The organism is Vibrio satsumensis, from assembly GCF_050337435.1.
GTDB lineage: Bacteria > Pseudomonadota > Gammaproteobacteria > Enterobacterales > Vibrionaceae > Vibrio > Vibrio satsumensis.
The window spans coordinates 62,633-78,391 of the sequence record NZ_JAKJSX010000018.1; the positions used below are offsets into that span (position 1 = coordinate 62,633).

The 15,759-nt window shown below is 46.8% G+C and carries 14 protein-coding genes; 3 read left to right on the plus strand and 11 right to left on the minus strand.

Annotated elements, in window-relative coordinates; translation table 11 throughout:
* Nucleotides 1–22 precede the first annotated feature (22 nt).
* Nucleotides 23–937: a DNA-binding transcriptional activator PunR gene (gene punR / locus L4C44_RS20890; RefSeq protein WP_017058788.1), complete on the plus strand. Its 915-nt coding sequence runs from the start codon at nucleotides 23–25 to the stop codon at nucleotides 935–937.
* A 97-nt stretch (nucleotides 938–1,034) separates the two neighbouring features.
* On the opposite strand, the gene ilvA is transcribed toward punR, so the two are convergent.
* Genes ilvA through ilvG form a run of 5 tightly spaced genes read right to left on the minus strand, consistent with a single transcriptional unit; the run spans nucleotide 1,035 to nucleotide 7,370 of the window.
* Nucleotides 1,035–2,579 carry a threonine ammonia-lyase, biosynthetic gene (gene ilvA, locus L4C44_RS20895; protein ID WP_146492791.1) on the minus strand — a complete coding sequence of 515 codons (1,545 nt, stop codon included), beginning with the start codon at nucleotides 2,577–2,579 and terminating at the stop codon, nucleotides 1,035–1,037.
* 2 nt (nucleotides 2,580–2,581) lie between these two features.
* Nucleotides 2,582–4,423, minus strand: coding sequence for a dihydroxy-acid dehydratase (gene ilvD, locus L4C44_RS20900; RefSeq protein ID WP_428805655.1), 1,842 nt, complete (start codon nucleotides 4,421–4,423; stop codon nucleotides 2,582–2,584).
* 33 nt (nucleotides 4,424–4,456) lie between these two features.
* Complete coding sequence (locus L4C44_RS20905) at nucleotides 4,457–5,425, minus strand: branched-chain amino acid transaminase (RefSeq protein ID WP_210447661.1); 969 nt, start codon at nucleotides 5,423–5,425, stop codon at nucleotides 4,457–4,459.
* A 12-nt stretch (nucleotides 5,426–5,437) separates the two neighbouring features.
* Nucleotides 5,438–5,722 (minus strand): acetolactate synthase 2 small subunit, encoded by a 285-nt coding sequence (gene ilvM / locus L4C44_RS20910; RefSeq protein ID WP_017055442.1) that lies wholly within the window; start codon nucleotides 5,720–5,722, stop codon nucleotides 5,438–5,440.
* A gap of 1 nt (nucleotide 5,723) precedes the next feature.
* Nucleotides 5,724–7,370, minus strand: a complete 1,647-nt coding sequence (ilvG, locus tag L4C44_RS20915) for an acetolactate synthase 2 catalytic subunit (RefSeq protein WP_146492788.1) — start codon at nucleotides 7,368–7,370, stop codon at nucleotides 5,724–5,726.
* Nucleotides 7,371–7,842: 472 nt separating this feature from the next.
* Here ilvG and L4C44_RS20920 point away from each other — a divergent pair, with 472 nt between their 5' ends.
* On the plus strand, nucleotides 7,843–9,366 hold the full coding sequence (locus L4C44_RS20920) for a YifB family Mg chelatase-like AAA ATPase (protein WP_019825526.1): 1,524 nt from the start codon (nucleotides 7,843–7,845) through the stop codon (nucleotides 9,364–9,366).
* A 64-nt stretch (nucleotides 9,367–9,430) separates the two neighbouring features.
* On the opposite strand, the gene L4C44_RS20925 is transcribed toward L4C44_RS20920, so the two are convergent.
* The 6 genes from L4C44_RS20925 to L4C44_RS20950 form a co-directional block, all read right to left on the minus strand.
* A complete protein-coding gene (locus L4C44_RS20925) occupies nucleotides 9,431–10,384 on the minus strand; it encodes a DUF2860 domain-containing protein (protein ID WP_428805656.1) in 954 nt (317 codons plus the stop codon).
* Between the two features lie 232 nt (nucleotides 10,385–10,616).
* Nucleotides 10,617–11,216, minus strand: a complete 600-nt coding sequence (locus L4C44_RS20930; protein WP_055318939.1) for a thiol:disulfide interchange protein DsbA/DsbL — start codon at nucleotides 11,214–11,216, stop codon at nucleotides 10,617–10,619.
* Nucleotides 11,217–11,271: 55 nt separating this feature from the next.
* Complete coding sequence (locus L4C44_RS20935) at nucleotides 11,272–12,258, minus strand: serine/threonine protein kinase (RefSeq protein WP_146492808.1); 987 nt, start codon at nucleotides 12,256–12,258, stop codon at nucleotides 11,272–11,274.
* A 73-nt stretch (nucleotides 12,259–12,331) separates the two neighbouring features.
* Entirely contained in the window at nucleotides 12,332–13,750 is a 1,419-nt protein-coding gene (gene ccoG / locus L4C44_RS20940) for a cytochrome c oxidase accessory protein CcoG (RefSeq protein ID WP_428805657.1), read from the minus strand.
* 327 nt (nucleotides 13,751–14,077) lie between these two features.
* Nucleotides 14,078–14,341, minus strand: coding sequence for a YihD family protein (locus tag L4C44_RS20945; protein WP_009848104.1), 264 nt, complete (start codon nucleotides 14,339–14,341; stop codon nucleotides 14,078–14,080).
* Nucleotides 14,342–14,472: 131 nt separating this feature from the next.
* Entirely contained in the window at nucleotides 14,473–14,640 is a 168-nt protein-coding gene (locus tag L4C44_RS20950; RefSeq protein WP_179946936.1) for a hypothetical protein, read from the minus strand.
* 283 nt (nucleotides 14,641–14,923) lie between these two features.
* Here L4C44_RS20950 and L4C44_RS20955 point away from each other — a divergent pair, with 283 nt between their 5' ends.
* Nucleotides 14,924–15,715, plus strand: a complete 792-nt coding sequence (locus tag L4C44_RS20955) for a sporulation protein (RefSeq protein WP_146492785.1) — start codon at nucleotides 14,924–14,926, stop codon at nucleotides 15,713–15,715.
* The last annotated feature ends 44 nt before the right edge of the window (nucleotides 15,716–15,759 follow it).

The following is a 15,759-nucleotide window of genomic DNA, read 5'->3' on the forward strand; positions in this document are numbered from 1 at the left end:
CAATCAAAAAATTTGAAGGCTTATGTTCTCTAAATCCTCTTTAGAAATGCTCGATACTGTGGCTCGCTTGGGTAGTTTTACCGCAGCTGCTGAACAGTTGCACAAAGTACCGTCTGCGATCAGCTACGGTGTTAGACAGGTTGAGCAAGAACTGGATGTTCTACTTTTCAGACGGTTACCGAGAAAGGTTGAGCTGACACCTGCTGGTGAGTTGTTCATTGAAGAGGCTCGTGCGTTGTTGAGACAGATGGAAGAGGTCAGTGCCCAGACTCGCCGCGCGGCTCGTGGTTGGAAGAAAACCTTGCGCCTAACGCTCGATAACGTGGTTAAGCTCGATAAGATGAAGCCGATGATTGAAGAGTTCTACCAAACCTTTGAGTTTGCAGAGCTCCAGATCAACATGGAGGTGTTCAACGGCTCATGGGAAGCCATTGCACAGGGTCGAGCGGACATCGTGATTGGCGCAACCTCTGCGATTCCGGTCGGTGGTGACTTTGAGGTGAAAGATATGGGACGGTTAGATTGGGCGTTTGTAATGTCGCCGAGTCATCCGTGTGTGCGAGAGCAAAACCTCAATGAAGAATTTGTTAGCCAGTATCCCGCAATATGTTTGGACGATACCTCTAGTGTGCTCCCTAAGCGACACACAGGGCACTACTCTAATCAAAGACGCCTATTGTTACCTAACTGGTATAGCGCGATTGAATGTCTTAAAAATGGAGTAGGGGTGGGTTATATGCCAAGACACATTGCTGCACCTATTATCGAGCAAGGCTTGCTGGTGGAGAAAATACTGCCTGAACCGAGCCCGCAGAGTCATTGTTGTTTAGTGTGGCGAAAAGACGATAACCATAAGCTGATCGAATGGATGGTCAAGTACCTAGGATCGAGTGAACAACTTCATCAAGATTGGCTGGATCATCGCAAGGCGATCTAATGATCTTAGCGAGAAGATCCTTTTCAAGTTTGAGCTGAATCTTCACCCACAAAAAGAGCGAGTAAATACTCGCTCTTTTTGATTCGGTCGTTAACTCTTAAGACAAGAAGAACTTGTAGGAAGGGTTATCGGTTTCATCTTTACATTGATAGCCAAGCTCTCGTAGATGTGTTGAGAACTGAGCTAAATCATCATCACCAAGTTCGAAGCCACACAATACGCGACCGTAATCGGCACCGTGGTTACGATAGTTGAACAGGCTGATATTCCAGTGAGTACCTAAGGTATCAAGGAATTTAATCAATGCACCTGGGTATTCTGGAAACTCGAAGCTGTACAGACGTTCTTTCAGTGGTTTCGATGGTTTACCGCCAATCATGTAGCGAATGTGCAGTTTTGCCATCTCATCATCAGACAGATCGACAACCGGGTAGCCACCGTCACGTAGGTCATTGATGATGTGCTCGAGTTCTTCTTGTCCACCTTGTAGACGTACACCAACGAAGATATTCGCTAGGCTTTCGTCGTTTTGGCGGTAGTTAAACTCAGTCACCGCTCGACCACCAATAATATTACAGAACTCTAGGAATGCCCCTTGTCGCTCAGGGATAGTGACCGCAAGCAGGCCTTCGCGCTTCTCACCCAACTCACAACGTTCAGACACATACCGCAGGCCATGGAAGTTGGTGTTAGCACCTGACAGTACCGTTGCCAATTGTTTGTCTTGCAGTTGGTTCTGCTCAGCAAACTTCTTCAAGCCAGCCAGAGCAAGCGCTCCTGAAGGTTCGGCAATCGCACGAGTGTCTTCAAAGATGTCTTTTACCGCCGAGCAGATCTCATCACTAGACACGGCAATGTGACCGTCGATGTACTGCTGACACAGACGGAATGTCTCTTCACCAATGCGTTTAACCGCCACACCATCAGCAAACATGCTGACCTGATCCAGTACTACTGGTTCACCAGCATCCAGTGCTGCCTTCAAGCAAGCCGAATCTTCTGGTTCTACTGCAATGACTTTAATCTCTGGCATCAGCTGTTTTACTAACACAGCAACACCTGCCGCTAAGCCACCACCACCAACAGGCACAAAGATATAATCCATGTGACCGTTTTGCTGCAGCATCTCCATGCCCATGGTGCCTTGACCAGCGATCACCAACGGGTGATCGAATGGAGGAACAAAGGTGTAACCATGTTCAGCAGAAAGGCGCTCGGCTTCAGCCTTAGCTTCATCAAAGTTGCTGCCGTGCAGAACGACGTTACCGCCAAATCCACGCACCGCATCGACCTTGATATCTGGAGTGGTTTTTGGCATCACAATTGTGGTTTGAATACCAAGCTTTGAACCGGACAGCGCCATACCTTGAGCATGATTACCCGCCGATGCAGCAATCACACCTGCGGCTTTTTGCTGCTCAGAAAGGCTTGATACCATGTTGTAGGCACCACGTAGCTTGAACGAGTGCACCGGCTGGCGGTCTTCTCGCTTAAGCTGCACCTGATTTCCAATGCGCGCGCTTAAACGTGGCATATCCTGTAGAGGTGTCACGATTGCCGCTTCGTAAACCGGCGCTCTCAGGATCTGACGCAGATAATCTGCGCCAGTTTGTTTTTGGGGACTGGAGGTGTCATCACTCATAGTTAGCCCTCAAGTTTAGACTTATCGCGCACTGCGCCTTTGTCGGCACTGGTCGCCATGCTTGCGTAAGCTTTCAGTGCGAAAGATACTTCACGCTGACGGTTTTCTGGTTTCCAGCCTAGTGCATCTTGTTTAACACGACGCGCTTCTAGCTCTGCTTCTGGCACATCAAGTGTGATTGAGCGGCTAGGGATATCGATAGTGATGATGTCGCCAGTGTTTACTAGACCAATCACACCTCCACTTGCTGCTTCTGGAGAAGCGTGACCGATAGATAGACCTGATGTACCACCAGAGAAACGTCCGTCAGTTAGAAGAGCACAAGACTTACCTAGCCCCATAGATTTTAGGTAAGTGGTTGGGTAAAGCATTTCTTGCATACCCGGACCACCCTTAGGTCCTTCGTAACGAATAACAACTACTTCGCCCGCTTTCACTTTGCCACCTAAGATGCCATCAACAGCACTGTCTTGGCTTTCAAATACGATAGCAGGGCCTTGGAATTTAAGGTTTTCTTCATCAACACCCGCGGTCTTAACGATACAACCATCAACCGCGATGTTACCTGAAAGTACCGCTAGGCCACCTTCTTGGCTGAATGCATTCTCTTTAGTACGGATACAACCTTCTTTGCGGTCGTCATCAAGACGATCCCAACGGCAATCTTGCGAGAAGGCTTTAGTAGTACGAATGCCTGCTGGGCCAGCGCGGAAGAACTTAAGTATCGCTTCGTCTTCTGTCTGCATGATGTCGTATTGAGCAAGCTGCTCTTGCATGCTTAGGCCAAGTACTGTACGAGTTTGGTTGTTCAGTAGGCCAGCACGGTCTAGTTCACCTAGGATAGCCATTACACCACCAGCGCGGTGAACGTCTTCCATGTGATATTTCGGTGTTGAAGGAGCCACTTTACATAGGTGTGGAACGCGGCGAGACATCTCGTCGATATCACCCATATCAAAGTCAATTTCACCTTCTTGAGCTGCCGCTAAAAGGTGAAGAACGGTGTTACTTGAACCACCCATCGCGATATCTAACGCCATTGCATTATCAAAGGCTGCGCGATTTGCGATGTTGCGTGGCAGTGCTGATGCGTCGTCTTGCTCGTAGTAACGCTTGGTTAGATCAACGATGCGCTTACCGGCATTGATGAACAGCTCTTCACGGTCTGCGTGCGTCGCCAGCATAGAGCCGTTACCTGGCTGAGATAGGCCAAGTGCTTCTGTTAGGCAGTTCATTGAGTTGGCTGTGAACATACCTGAACATGAACCACAGGTTGGACATGCAGAACGCTCTACTTGTTCGCTTTGCTCATCTGAAATCGTTGGATCGGCACCTTGGATCATTGCATCAACAAGGTCGAGCTTGATGATCTGATCTGAAAGCTTGGTTTTACCTGCTTCCATTGGGCCGCCTGATACAAAGATCACAGGGATGTTGAGGCGCATTGCAGCCATCATCATTCCCGGAGTGATTTTGTCACAGTTCGAGATACATACCATCGCATCCGCACAGTGTGCATTGACCATGTACTCTACTGAGTCTGCGATAAGCTCACGTGATGGCAGTGAGTACAGCATGCCGCCGTGACCCATTGCGATACCATCATCAACTGCGATGGTGTTGAATTCTTTAGCGATACCGCCCGCTTTCTCGATTTCACCCGCAACCAATTGACCCATGTCTTTAAGGTGAACGTGGCCTGGAACGAATTGAGTGAAAGAGTTTACAACTGCGATGATTGGCTTACCGAAGTCATCATCTTTAACACCAGTTGCACGCCATAAAGCGCGCGCACCAGCCATGTTGCGTCCGTGGGTAGTCGTTGCTGAACGATAGATTGGCATTGCTTAAATCCTTATAAAATATTTGGCTGTTGCTTACTTAGTTGTTTGTGTTTGGTTTTCTGAAGTTTGGTATGCTGGGTACACATAGTCTAACCAGCCCCACTTATCTTCAGTGGTTCCATTGAATAGACCAAAGTAAGCCGCTTGAACCTTTTCAGTGATAGGGCCGCGTTTGCCTTCACCTACTGTAATTTTGTCTACACTGCGAACCGGAACGATCTCTGCAGCTGTGCCTGTCATGAATACTTCATCGGCAAGATATAACGCTTCGCGAGCAATGTTCTCTTCACGGATCTCATAACCCATGTCTTTTGCTAATGTCATGATCGAATCACGCGTGATGCCCGGCAGAATTGCACTGGTCGCTGGTGGTGTCGATAGCACGCCGTTACGTACTACAAAGATGTTTTCACCTGCGCCTTCAGAAAGGTAACCATCAACACTTAGTGCGATACCTTCATCGTAACCATGACGACGTGCTTCACCACCAACCAGTAGTGAAGATAGGTAGTTGCCACCCGCTTTAGCTGCGGTTGGGATGGTGTTTGGTGCTGCACGGTTCCAACTTGAGATCATCGCGTCTACGCCATTTTCTAGTGCTTCTTCACCTAGGTAAGAGCCCCAAGGGAAAGCGGCGATGATCAGCTCCATCTCAGTGTTTTCTGGTGGGCATACACCTAAACCAACGTTACCAACGAAACCTAGAGGGCGGATGTACGCTGACTCTAGCTTATTTTGACGTAGCGTTTCGCGAGTCGCTTCCATAATTTCTTCCTCAGTGTAAGGAATCGGGAAGCGGTAGATTTTTGCTGAGTCTTTTAGGCGCTTAGCGTGTTCAGGGTGACGGAAAATCACCGGACCCTTTGGTGTGTTGTAGCAACGAACACCTTCAAACACAGAAGTACCGTAGTGCATTGCGTGAGTCAGGACGTGAACGTTCGCCTCTGCCCAAGGAACCATCTCACCGTTAAACCAAATATAGTCTGCCGTTTTAGCTGTCATGTTTGCGGTTCCTTATGCGTTTATCTTTTGTTGTAAGTTATTGTTTGGCAATTCATTACGACTGATAGAGATAACGTCAACGGTACGCACATCCCACAGCTTTTCGATTTGATTGACCAAGAAAGAGATCGGACGGTCACTGTCGACAATGATCTCAACACTCGCCACTTTGCTTTCGTGGTTTTGAGTGCCTGCGACTTGCTTAACAATAAAGCCACGGTGGCGGATAACACGAAGAACACGCTCTAGTAGTACAGGCTTATCATCGGCTTTGATGTCTAATAGGTATCTTTTCATGTTATGTGTTCTCCAACATCTCACTGTTTGAAGCACCTGGCGGTACTAGTGGCCATACGTTCTCTTCTTCATCGATAAGAACATGAAGTAGGTAAGCGGTTTTGCTCTCAAGCATCTCTTTCAATGCTGGTTCTACTTCTTCTTTACGCGTGATGGTTTTACCCGGGATATCGAAGGCTTTCGCTAGCATCACGAAGTCTGGGTTGTCATCTAGGATGGTTTCACTGTGGCGGCCATCGAAGAACAACGATTGCCATTGGCGAACCATACCCAAGCGAGAGTTATTTAGAAGCACCATCTTCACTGGGATTTGGCGGCGTTTCAGCGTGCCAAGTTCTTGCACGTTCATCATGAACGACCCATCACCAGAGATAAGTATAGATTGGTCATCAGGACGCCCAACCGACGCACCCATAGCGGCTGGTAAGCCAAAGCCCATGGTGCCTAAACCGGCAGAGGTGATGAAGTTCTGTGGATCGCGAGGTTGAATGTGTTGAGCTGCCCACATTTGGTGTTGGCCAACATCGGTCGAAACAATAGAGCTTGCTGGCATCATGTCTGACAGTTGCTTCAACAGTAGCGGAGCAAAGATCAGATCACCTGGGTGGTCGTAGCGCCATTTGAATGAGCTACGAAGTCCTTCAGAGTGGTGAACCCAAGATGAGATGTCTTGGCTTAGTTCCAACTGAGGCATGATCTTGTTGATGTCACCACGAATTGGCGCATTAGCAAGACGCAGTTTGCTGAACTCAGCGGCATCAATATCGATATGGATAACTTTCGCGTGTGGTGCAAAGGTATCAAGCTTACCGGTTACTCGGTCATCGAAACGAGCGCCAACAACAATCAGCAGGTCACTCTCTTGAACCACTAGGTTAGCGGCTTTGGTGCCGTGCATGCCCAACATGCCAAGGTAGTGTGGGTCGTCACGTTCGATAGTACCCAAGCCTTTCAATGTACTTACTGCAGGCATCGGGTTAAGGCGTAAGAACTCACGAACAGCATCGGTCGCTTTAGCGAGTTGAACACCACCACCTACGTATAAAACAGGGCGGGTAGCTTGAGACAAAAAGTACTGTGCCTGTTCAATAGCATCGGTTGTTGCAACAGGAATCGCTGGTGGAGTAAATTCTGGGAGAGTTTTAACAGGAGCTTCTGCTAGTTGAACATCTTTAGCAATATCGACGATAACTGGACCTGGGCGGCCAGACTTCGCTACTACAAAGGCTTCAGCTAGGGTTGGAGCCAATTCTTCAATGTCGGTAACTAGGTAACTGTGCTTGGTACATGACAGAGACATACCAATCACATCCATCTCTTGGAATGCATCGGTACCAATGTGGGAACTTGCAACCTGACCTGTGATAGCAACCAATGGGATTGAATCCATAAAGGCATCTGCAAGGCCAGTGACTAGGTTCGTTGCACCTGGTCCCGAGGTTGCCATACAAACAGCGACATCTTGTGTTGCACGAGCCATCCCGATCGCGGCCATTGCAGCGCCTTGCTCATGACGACATAGGATATGCTCAACCCCGCCATCATAAAGTGCATCGTAGATTGGCATGATGGCACCGCCTGGGTAACCAAATACGGTCTCAATTCCTTGTTGCTTGAGTGCGGATACGACTAGTTCTGCGCCTTTCATCGGAATTCTCCCGTATTACCTTTATTTTGGTAACTGTTTCCTTTGTCTCTGCACATCTTGTGCTCCCATTCTTCCTGTAAATCGGCAAAGCCGAAAATGCTCAAAAATATAAAAATCGAATGTTTAAATTAGAAAAAACCCCCGGACTTGTCAGTGCGGGGGTTTTTTCTAATTCGTGGTTACTTTCTTCCCACTCGCCCCCGCGCAGTCTTAATAATGACTACGATAATCAGGTTAATCAGTGCGTAAATGCGAGCGTTAAAAATCATAATATTCGAGTTTTCTCGTTTATTGTCTTCAGTAAAAGTCTATATCTCTAGTGTTATCACACAAATCTGCCGCATGACAAGGAAAATGTCATTCTTTTTTCACATTAAAACACCATTCCATCAAGCTATATAACAACCTTATAGCTTTGGTGAGCAACGAATATCCAGAGCGAATACTTTTAAATCAAAGACAAAGGAAAGTTATGGGACTCGCGATAATTCATAGTCGAGCTAGTGTTGGTGTAGAGGCGCCAGAAGTGACTGTTGAGGTGCATATAAGCAATGGAATGCCTGGCTTTACGTTAGTGGGTCTACCTGAAACAACGGTTAAGGAATCTAAAGATCGAGTAAGAAGTGCGATCATCAATTCTCGCTTTGAATTTCCATCAAAAAGAATCACGGTCAACCTCGCTCCTGCCGATTTACCCAAAGAAGGAGGTCGTTTCGATTTGCCAATCGCGCTTGGGATTTTAGTGGCATCTGATCAGCTTCCGACATCAAAGATCGCACAGCATGAATTCATCGGTGAGTTGGCGCTGTCTGGAGAGCTGCGTTCAGTAAAGGGCGTGTTGCCTGCGACGTTAGCTGCCGATAGCGTCGAACGATGCTTAGTTGTTCCACACCATAACGGTGATCAGGCTGCGCTAGTGGGCAAGGGAGCCCATAAATCTGCGCAAACCTTGTTGGAGGTTTGTGCTGACATGTGTGGACAGACTCAGCTTGGCCTATATAGAACGGAACATCATCAGGCTGATGTTTCAGTGCTTCGCGACCTACAAGATATTATCGGCCAACAACAAGGCAAGCGAGCTCTGGAGATAGCAGCCGCTGGAAATCACAACTTACTTTTCCTTGGCCCTCCAGGAACTGGCAAGACTATGTTGGCGTCTCGTCTGCGTGATTTGTTACCTGAAATGAGTGATGACGAGGCGATGGAAACTGCATCGGTCGCTTCGTTAACGCAGCAAGAGATCAATCAGTACAACTGGAAGCAACGACCTTTTCGATCCCCTCACCATTCAAGCTCAATGGCGGCATTGGTGGGAGGAGGCTCAGTGCCTCGCCCCGGAGAGATCTCTTTGGCGCATAACGGCTTATTGTTCTTGGATGAGATGCCAGAGTTTGAGCGTAAGGTGCTCGATTCATTACGTGAGCCACTAGAGTCGGGCGAGATTATTATCTCCCGTGCTGCGGGCAAGACGCGTTTCCCTGCGCGCTTTCAGTTGGTCGGTGCACTCAACCCAAGTCCAACAGGTTACTACGAAGGTAATCAAGCGCGGGCTAACCCACAGATAATCTTGCGCTATCTCAACCGCTTATCTGGCCCCTTGCTAGATAGGTTCGATATGTCATTGGAGATACCTCTATTGCCCAAGGGAATGTTGGCCGAAGGAGGTGACCGAGGTGAAACCACCCAAGTCGTAAAGCACAGGGTCAAACAGGCTCGTCAAACAATGTTATCTCGCAACCATAAATCAAATGCTTTACTCGGCAGTCGAGAAATTGAGAAGTATTGCCCACTGCGACGTGAAGATGCGGAGTTTCTTGAGACAGCACTCCATCGATTGGGGCTGTCGATTCGTGCCTATCACCGAATCATTAAGGTAGCGCGAACCATTGCTGACCTTGACGGTAACGAGCAGATAGAAAAGAAACACCTATCGGAAGCGCTGGGCTATCGAGCGATGGACCGATTGTTGAAGCAACTCACGGCTCAAGCTGTTTAGTAGTAAATAGAAAGCCTGCTTGTGTGCAGGCTTTAGTTTGATAATTTATTGGCGCTGGCTGGAGTTAGAACTTGTAGTTCAGGCCGAGTGAGACGATGTATTGAGACTCATCATAGAAGGTAATGTTCGAGTCACTAGTACCGTAGCCTGCAAGAGAAACAAACGACCAGTTTTCCCAATCCATGAATTGATCATATTCATACGCGGCGAATAGATTGATGTTATCGTCACTGCGTTTCTTTTGGAAAGTAATGCTGCTCGCATCGTAAGAGCGTTGGTTGTAACCCGCCGTTAGTGCGTATTGATGACGTCCCATGCCGCCAAATAAGCTTACCTCACCGCCAAACTGTTCATAAGAGGCAGCTTTGCCATCCGCAGAACTTGATTGGTAGATCAGTGACGGTACTAACATCATGGTACGACTGATTGGCTGACGATATTGACCTTTCAGGTAGAAAGTATCGGCGTCGCGTTTTAGCGCGTCTTCAACTCGATCATCTTTCACATCTTTGGTGGCGTAGGCCATGTCTAAAGAGAAAGCAGAGTCAGCGATGCTCTCTAGTGTTAAACGAAAGGCATTACCCGTCTCGTCGGTTTTGCTGCGAGCTGACGTCGTGTTGTACGGATCGGCCCAAGTCTCGCCAGACATAATAGTTGGCAGAATCGAAGCATCGATGGTCATGCCTGACTCTAGTTGGTATTTATAACCAACCTCAAGCACAACAGTACCCGTCGCCACATCATCACGCGCGGTACCTGTGTAAACCTGATGGTTCAGCTTTTCACCAAAGGTGTAAGCAATGCTACCGAGAGGCGCAACTAAAAACGAGCTCTCAGACGAAGCTTTCTGGTTAGTCGATGAGATCTTACTGTCAGCGTCGGTATTAAAATTTGAGGTTGAAGAAGTGACACCGGCGTTGATAGATATCTCACCACTGAAACCTGGCTCATCAGCAAGCTTGGCTAACGCGGGCGCAGCGGCAACGCTTAACGCTAATAACGTATATTTGATTTTCATTCAGAGGCTCCTTGCCCCAGTGATTGGTAGCAATAAATAGCTGTTAATAAAAGGTTATAGAAAACAACAGAATATAAAGGTTCACTTTATCGTACACCTTATAAAGGTTAATTGGATAAATGGGAAACCGAACAGCATCCCAAGATAGTGTCTCTTGCAAGAAGTCATTAAAAAGCGTCAGGTACAAAAAAGGAAGCCGAAGCTCCCTTATTTTGTATTTTTGATTGTTTTTTTACTTTTTCAGTAAGAAGTTAACCAATTCAAAGTACTCGTCTAGGCTGCTGATGCCTTGCGCTTCTACTAAGTAACGGTTGTTAACTACAACAGCAGGTACACCAGAAAGGCCGCTGTCTTTGAATGCTTTGTCGAAGCGACGAACCATCGAATCTACTGCAAAGCCGTTGTATGCCGCATCGAATTTCTTAGCATCAACACCTTCGTCTAGGAAGATTTGACGCAGTTCGGCTTCATCACGTGGTGGCTTGTTCATGGTGTGGATGCGATTAAACATCACTGGCACCATTTTGTCTTCAACTTTCAGTGCAATCATGGTCGCGTAAGCTTTGCTCATTGGCAGCCCCATGTTGCCACCCATGAATGAAACATGGTTCTTCTGTAGCTTAGCGTCTTTAGGTAGCTGTTGTTTTAGCTGCTGGATGATTGGCTCAAAGCTATTACAGTGTGGGCAGTAGAAAGAGAAGAACTCTGTCACCATTGGTTTTTTTGATGCTTCTAGATCGAGAACTTTGTAGTGTTCACCTTCGTTAAATTTCGCAGCGTGAGCTGAAAGGCTCAACATGATCAATGAGAAAAATGCGAATAGCTTTTTCATTTATCCAATCTCCATTATGTTTGAATTTTTATCTAGTTGTATGTTGCGATTGCGTTTACCACTGAGGCATTAACGAAAGTGGTGGCTCTTGCAGGGTAGCAATTTGCTCTTTACAAGCAAGTACTTGTTGCTCCCAATATTTCGGGTCATTAAACCATGGGAAGGCTAAAGGAAACGCCGGATCGTGCCATCGCTTCGCCAACCATGCCATGTAATGCACCATACGTAGACCGCGTAGCGGTTCGATTAGTTTCAGTTGTGCGGTATTAAAATCGCAAAACTCTTGATAACTCTCTAGCAGAATATCCAGTTGCATCAGCTTATCTTGGCGCTCGCCATTGAGCAGCATCCACAGATCTTGTATCGCAGGGCCGTTACGTGCGTCATCAAGATCGACGAACATTGGCCCATCGCGCCACAAAATATTGCCAGGGTGGCAGTCACCGTGCAGGCGGATATTCTCAATGTTGCTCGGCCACTGGCTCTCTAGCTCTTTTATCAGAAGGTCAACGTCATTGAAGAACGCGTTTTCTAGGTGCGTCGGGATAAACTGAGAATTCTCTAGAATCTTACGTGGCTGATAAAGGTATTCATCTAAGCTGATTGTCGGGCGATGTTGGAATGTTCTTCCCGCGCTGGCTTTATGAATACGACCAAGAAAACGGCCTACGCCTTCCAGTTGGTCTAGGTTATCCACTTCATACTGTCTGCCGCCGACACTTTCAAACAAGGCAAATAGGTAGCCTTGGTATTCATGTAAGGTTGCACCGTTGATTCGCATTGGAGGTGCAATTGGCATCTCTTGTTCGATAAGCTCGAGTGCGAAGTCATGCTCTTCTTGGATCTGTGCTTTGTTCCAGCGTTGCGGACGATAAAACTTAACGACGTAGCGCTTACGATCTTCATCGGTGAACTGATATACACGGTTTTCGTAACTGTTGAGAGCGAGAAGCCCGGATTCAGCGCGAACTCCGATGCTCTCCAGGGCGTACCACATGAAGTCAGGAGTCAGGTTATCAAAGTTAAAGGCTTGCATCGTCATAGAATAAAAAAGGCTCATTACTGAGCCTTTTTCCATTTATTGGGTTGTTATACCAAGCACTAAAGTGCAGGTATCAGAGCTTCTTGATAAAGCGGCTTTCGACTTCCATCGTAAACTCTTCATTATCCGAGAGTATAAACTGAATTGTCGAAACTGGTGAGCTCAGTTTTTCTGGGTCGGCGCCTAAACTGATAGGTAGGTTCAAAACCTCGCCTGGATCGACAGTAATCGTCTGTTTGCCATACCAGATCGAATCGGGCAGTCCGCTAACATCGAGTTTGTACTCTTGCTCTTGTTGAGTCTTGTTGATCACTTTCAAGGTGTAGGTGTTTTCAACCAACCCTTGGCTATTGACCCTAAACAGCTGATTTCTGTCACGTAGAACACTTAGGCCAGCAGGATCAACACTCGCGATTTGCACGAAGAATAGGCCCAGCATCACGATTAAGATGGCTCCATAGCCCAACAGCTTAGGACGCATTACCTTGGTTGAGTGGCCTTCAAGTCTGTGCTCGGTGGTGTAGTTGATCAGGCCTTTTTCATAGCCCATTCGTTCCATGGTGTTGTCACAGGCATCAATACACGCGCCACAGTTAATGCATTCGTATTGTAGACCGTCACGGATATCGATACCCGTTGGGCACACTTGAACGCATAAATTACAGTCAATACAGTCGCCTAGACCAAGTTCTTTTGGATCGGCTTTACGAGAGCGAGGACCACGGCTTTCACCACGTTCTGTGTCGTAGCCTACGATGAAGGTGTCTTTATCGAACATTGCCGATTGGAAACGCGCGTAAGGACACATATGCAGACAAACAATTGAACGCATCCAACCTGCATTAGCATAGGTGCAGCCTGCAAAGAACAGTACCCAAAAAACCGGCCAGAACGATGAATTAAAGGTAAAGAAGCCAACCACTAACTCTTTGATTGGGATGAAGTAGCCAACAAAGGTTAAACCGGTCGCAATGGCAATTGCCCACCACGCAATGTGTTTGAGGGTTTTTCTGAGGATTAAATTGGTTGTCAGTTTGCCTGAGTCTTGTTTTCTTCGCTTATTGGCAGCCCCTTCTAGTTTCTCTTCGAACCAAATGTACATGAAGGTCCAGACGGTTTGCGGACATAAATAGCCACACCAGACACGGCCTAAGAAGGTGGTTATGAAGAATAAGCCAAACGCGGCAATCATAAATAGGATCGCGAGTAGGGTCAGATCTTGTGGGTATAAGGTGGTGCCAAAGAAGTTGAACTGTTGGCTGCCGATATCGAGCAAGATCGCTTGGCGTTCACCAAATGGAATCCATGGGATAAGCGCAAAAAGTAAAAGTAAGAACCAACCGCCATAGCGACGCAGTTGTTGGAATTTACCTTTGCTTTCTCGAACATAGATTCGGTTACTTGGGTTAAATCGATCTCCATTACCTTTATGTGTTTTCGGGTTAAAGGTTTTAGGAGTCACATCTTTGATATCGATTTTATCCTGACTCATGGACTATCCTTTTTGTGGCTTGTTTGCCCGGTTAAGTTGGGCATGACGACATTACTTGAAAGTATGGTTTAGAGAACCTGTTGAAATAGAGCTTGGTGCATTTGTTGTTATCGCACTCACTCTTATTATTTTAGAAGATTCTTATGGATGGCGATTATAGCGACAATCTTGTTCTCATTTCTTTAACGCTATCAACCTTTAACAACAAAAGTCATAACAGTTGTGACGAAAAAATAGCGAACAGAAACAAAAAAGCGACCGAGTGGTCGCTTTTTAAAATTGAGTGTTTTATCTATAACAGCAATTGAGTTCTAAACAAATCGGCGACTAAAGAAGGCCACGCGCTTTTAGAATTGCGGTTTTGAAATCATCTTCTTGGTCTTTTTTCAGACCCGGGATCATTTCATCTTTTTCGCTGTTACGCATTTTAAGATGGTAGATAAGAACATCGTCAGTCAGTTCTTCAAGTTTGCCTTGGTAGCCTGCTTCTTTTGATAGCTTAATGATGAACTCTAATAGGTTAAGCTCTTGATCTTTTTGCCACTCAGGCTCCATCAGTTCAAGCAGTTCTTCAATGCGGTGACACTTCATACTTTACTTCTCCACAAATTTTATAATGATTTGTGGTTAAGGTATCAAATTGGATAGGGAATACCAATGTGTAAACACATTTCAAGGCGGGTCTGGGCAAGAAAAAAGCGCAGTAAAAACTGCGCTTTTTGTTAAGCGGCTCTAATCACTTTTGTTGTAGTCGGTGCTAATAAAGCAGTCTTCTCAACTAGAGTCATTGTAGGAGCCAATTTCTTAGCCGTTGGAGCAGCAGCAAAGCCACTACGACGACGCATCGCACTACGGTTGGTGTGCGAGAACCTGACAGCTGTTGGGCGCATTAATTTACCTAACGGTCAGGCATATCCATTGCCAATCTAATGGCCTGATTTACCATGAGCTCTACCTCAATTGCTTGAAGCGTCACTCGTCTGGCTTTCGCCAATCCGAAGAATAAATCAGGATAATGACATGCATGCATATCAAGGCTTAGATTATCACTATCTAAGTTATCGATCGACGTCTGAGTGATAATTAAACGATATTAGAGCTAAAATAGTGTGAGCAGTATATTTGAGTTTGAACCTCTTTCAGGCTTAAGATGATGCTTTAAAGGAGGTGCATATGTCGTTCTTAAAGAAAACGTTAGCAAGTTTTGGTATTGGGTCGGCCAAGGTCGATTCTGTGTTGCAACAGGAAGTGCTGTATCCAGGGCAGAAGGCGAGCATTATTGTGCATGTGTATGGTGGCGCTCAGCCACAGGAGATCGACAATATCGATCTTAATCTGTGTTGTCGTTACGTAAAAGAAGTCACCATGAACTCACAAAGGCAAGAGGGCGGTCAAACACGCCGTATGCACCAGACCTATTCATTAGCAAAATGGAGTCTGCCGTATGCCTTTGTTATTCAGCCGGGTGAAACCCGTGATTTTGAATGTGAGTTTGATGTCCCGCTGAATACACCGGTCACGATTGGTGACTCAAAGGTGTGGCTTGAAACCGGGCTGGACATTGCGATGGCGATTGATCCATCGGATAAAGATATCTTAACGGTTCGTCCTGATGCACTCCTCGATGGTATTTTTAACGAACTTGAAGCTCAAGGCCTGCGCATTCGCCAAGTGGAATGTGAAGCGGTAGAAGGCTTTGAACTGCCGTTCGTTCAAGAGTTTGAGTTTGTCCCGACGACGGGGCCTTATCATGGCCGCTGGCGTGAGCTTGAGGTTGTTGCCCATCGTGATAAAACTGAGCTGAAGTTGTGGTTTGAGATAGACCGTAATCGCGACGGTGCCAAAGGCATGTTGGCGAGTTTATTGGGAGTGGGCCAGCTACAGCGTCAATTGAGTGTGCCATTGGATACCTCACCGGAAGAAGCCGGCAAGATGGTGCTTGAGTATCTAGATAGCGCCTCTTAGTCAGCTCTTTGGTTCTTTAGCTTTAGAGAGCCTAGCCTCATCAC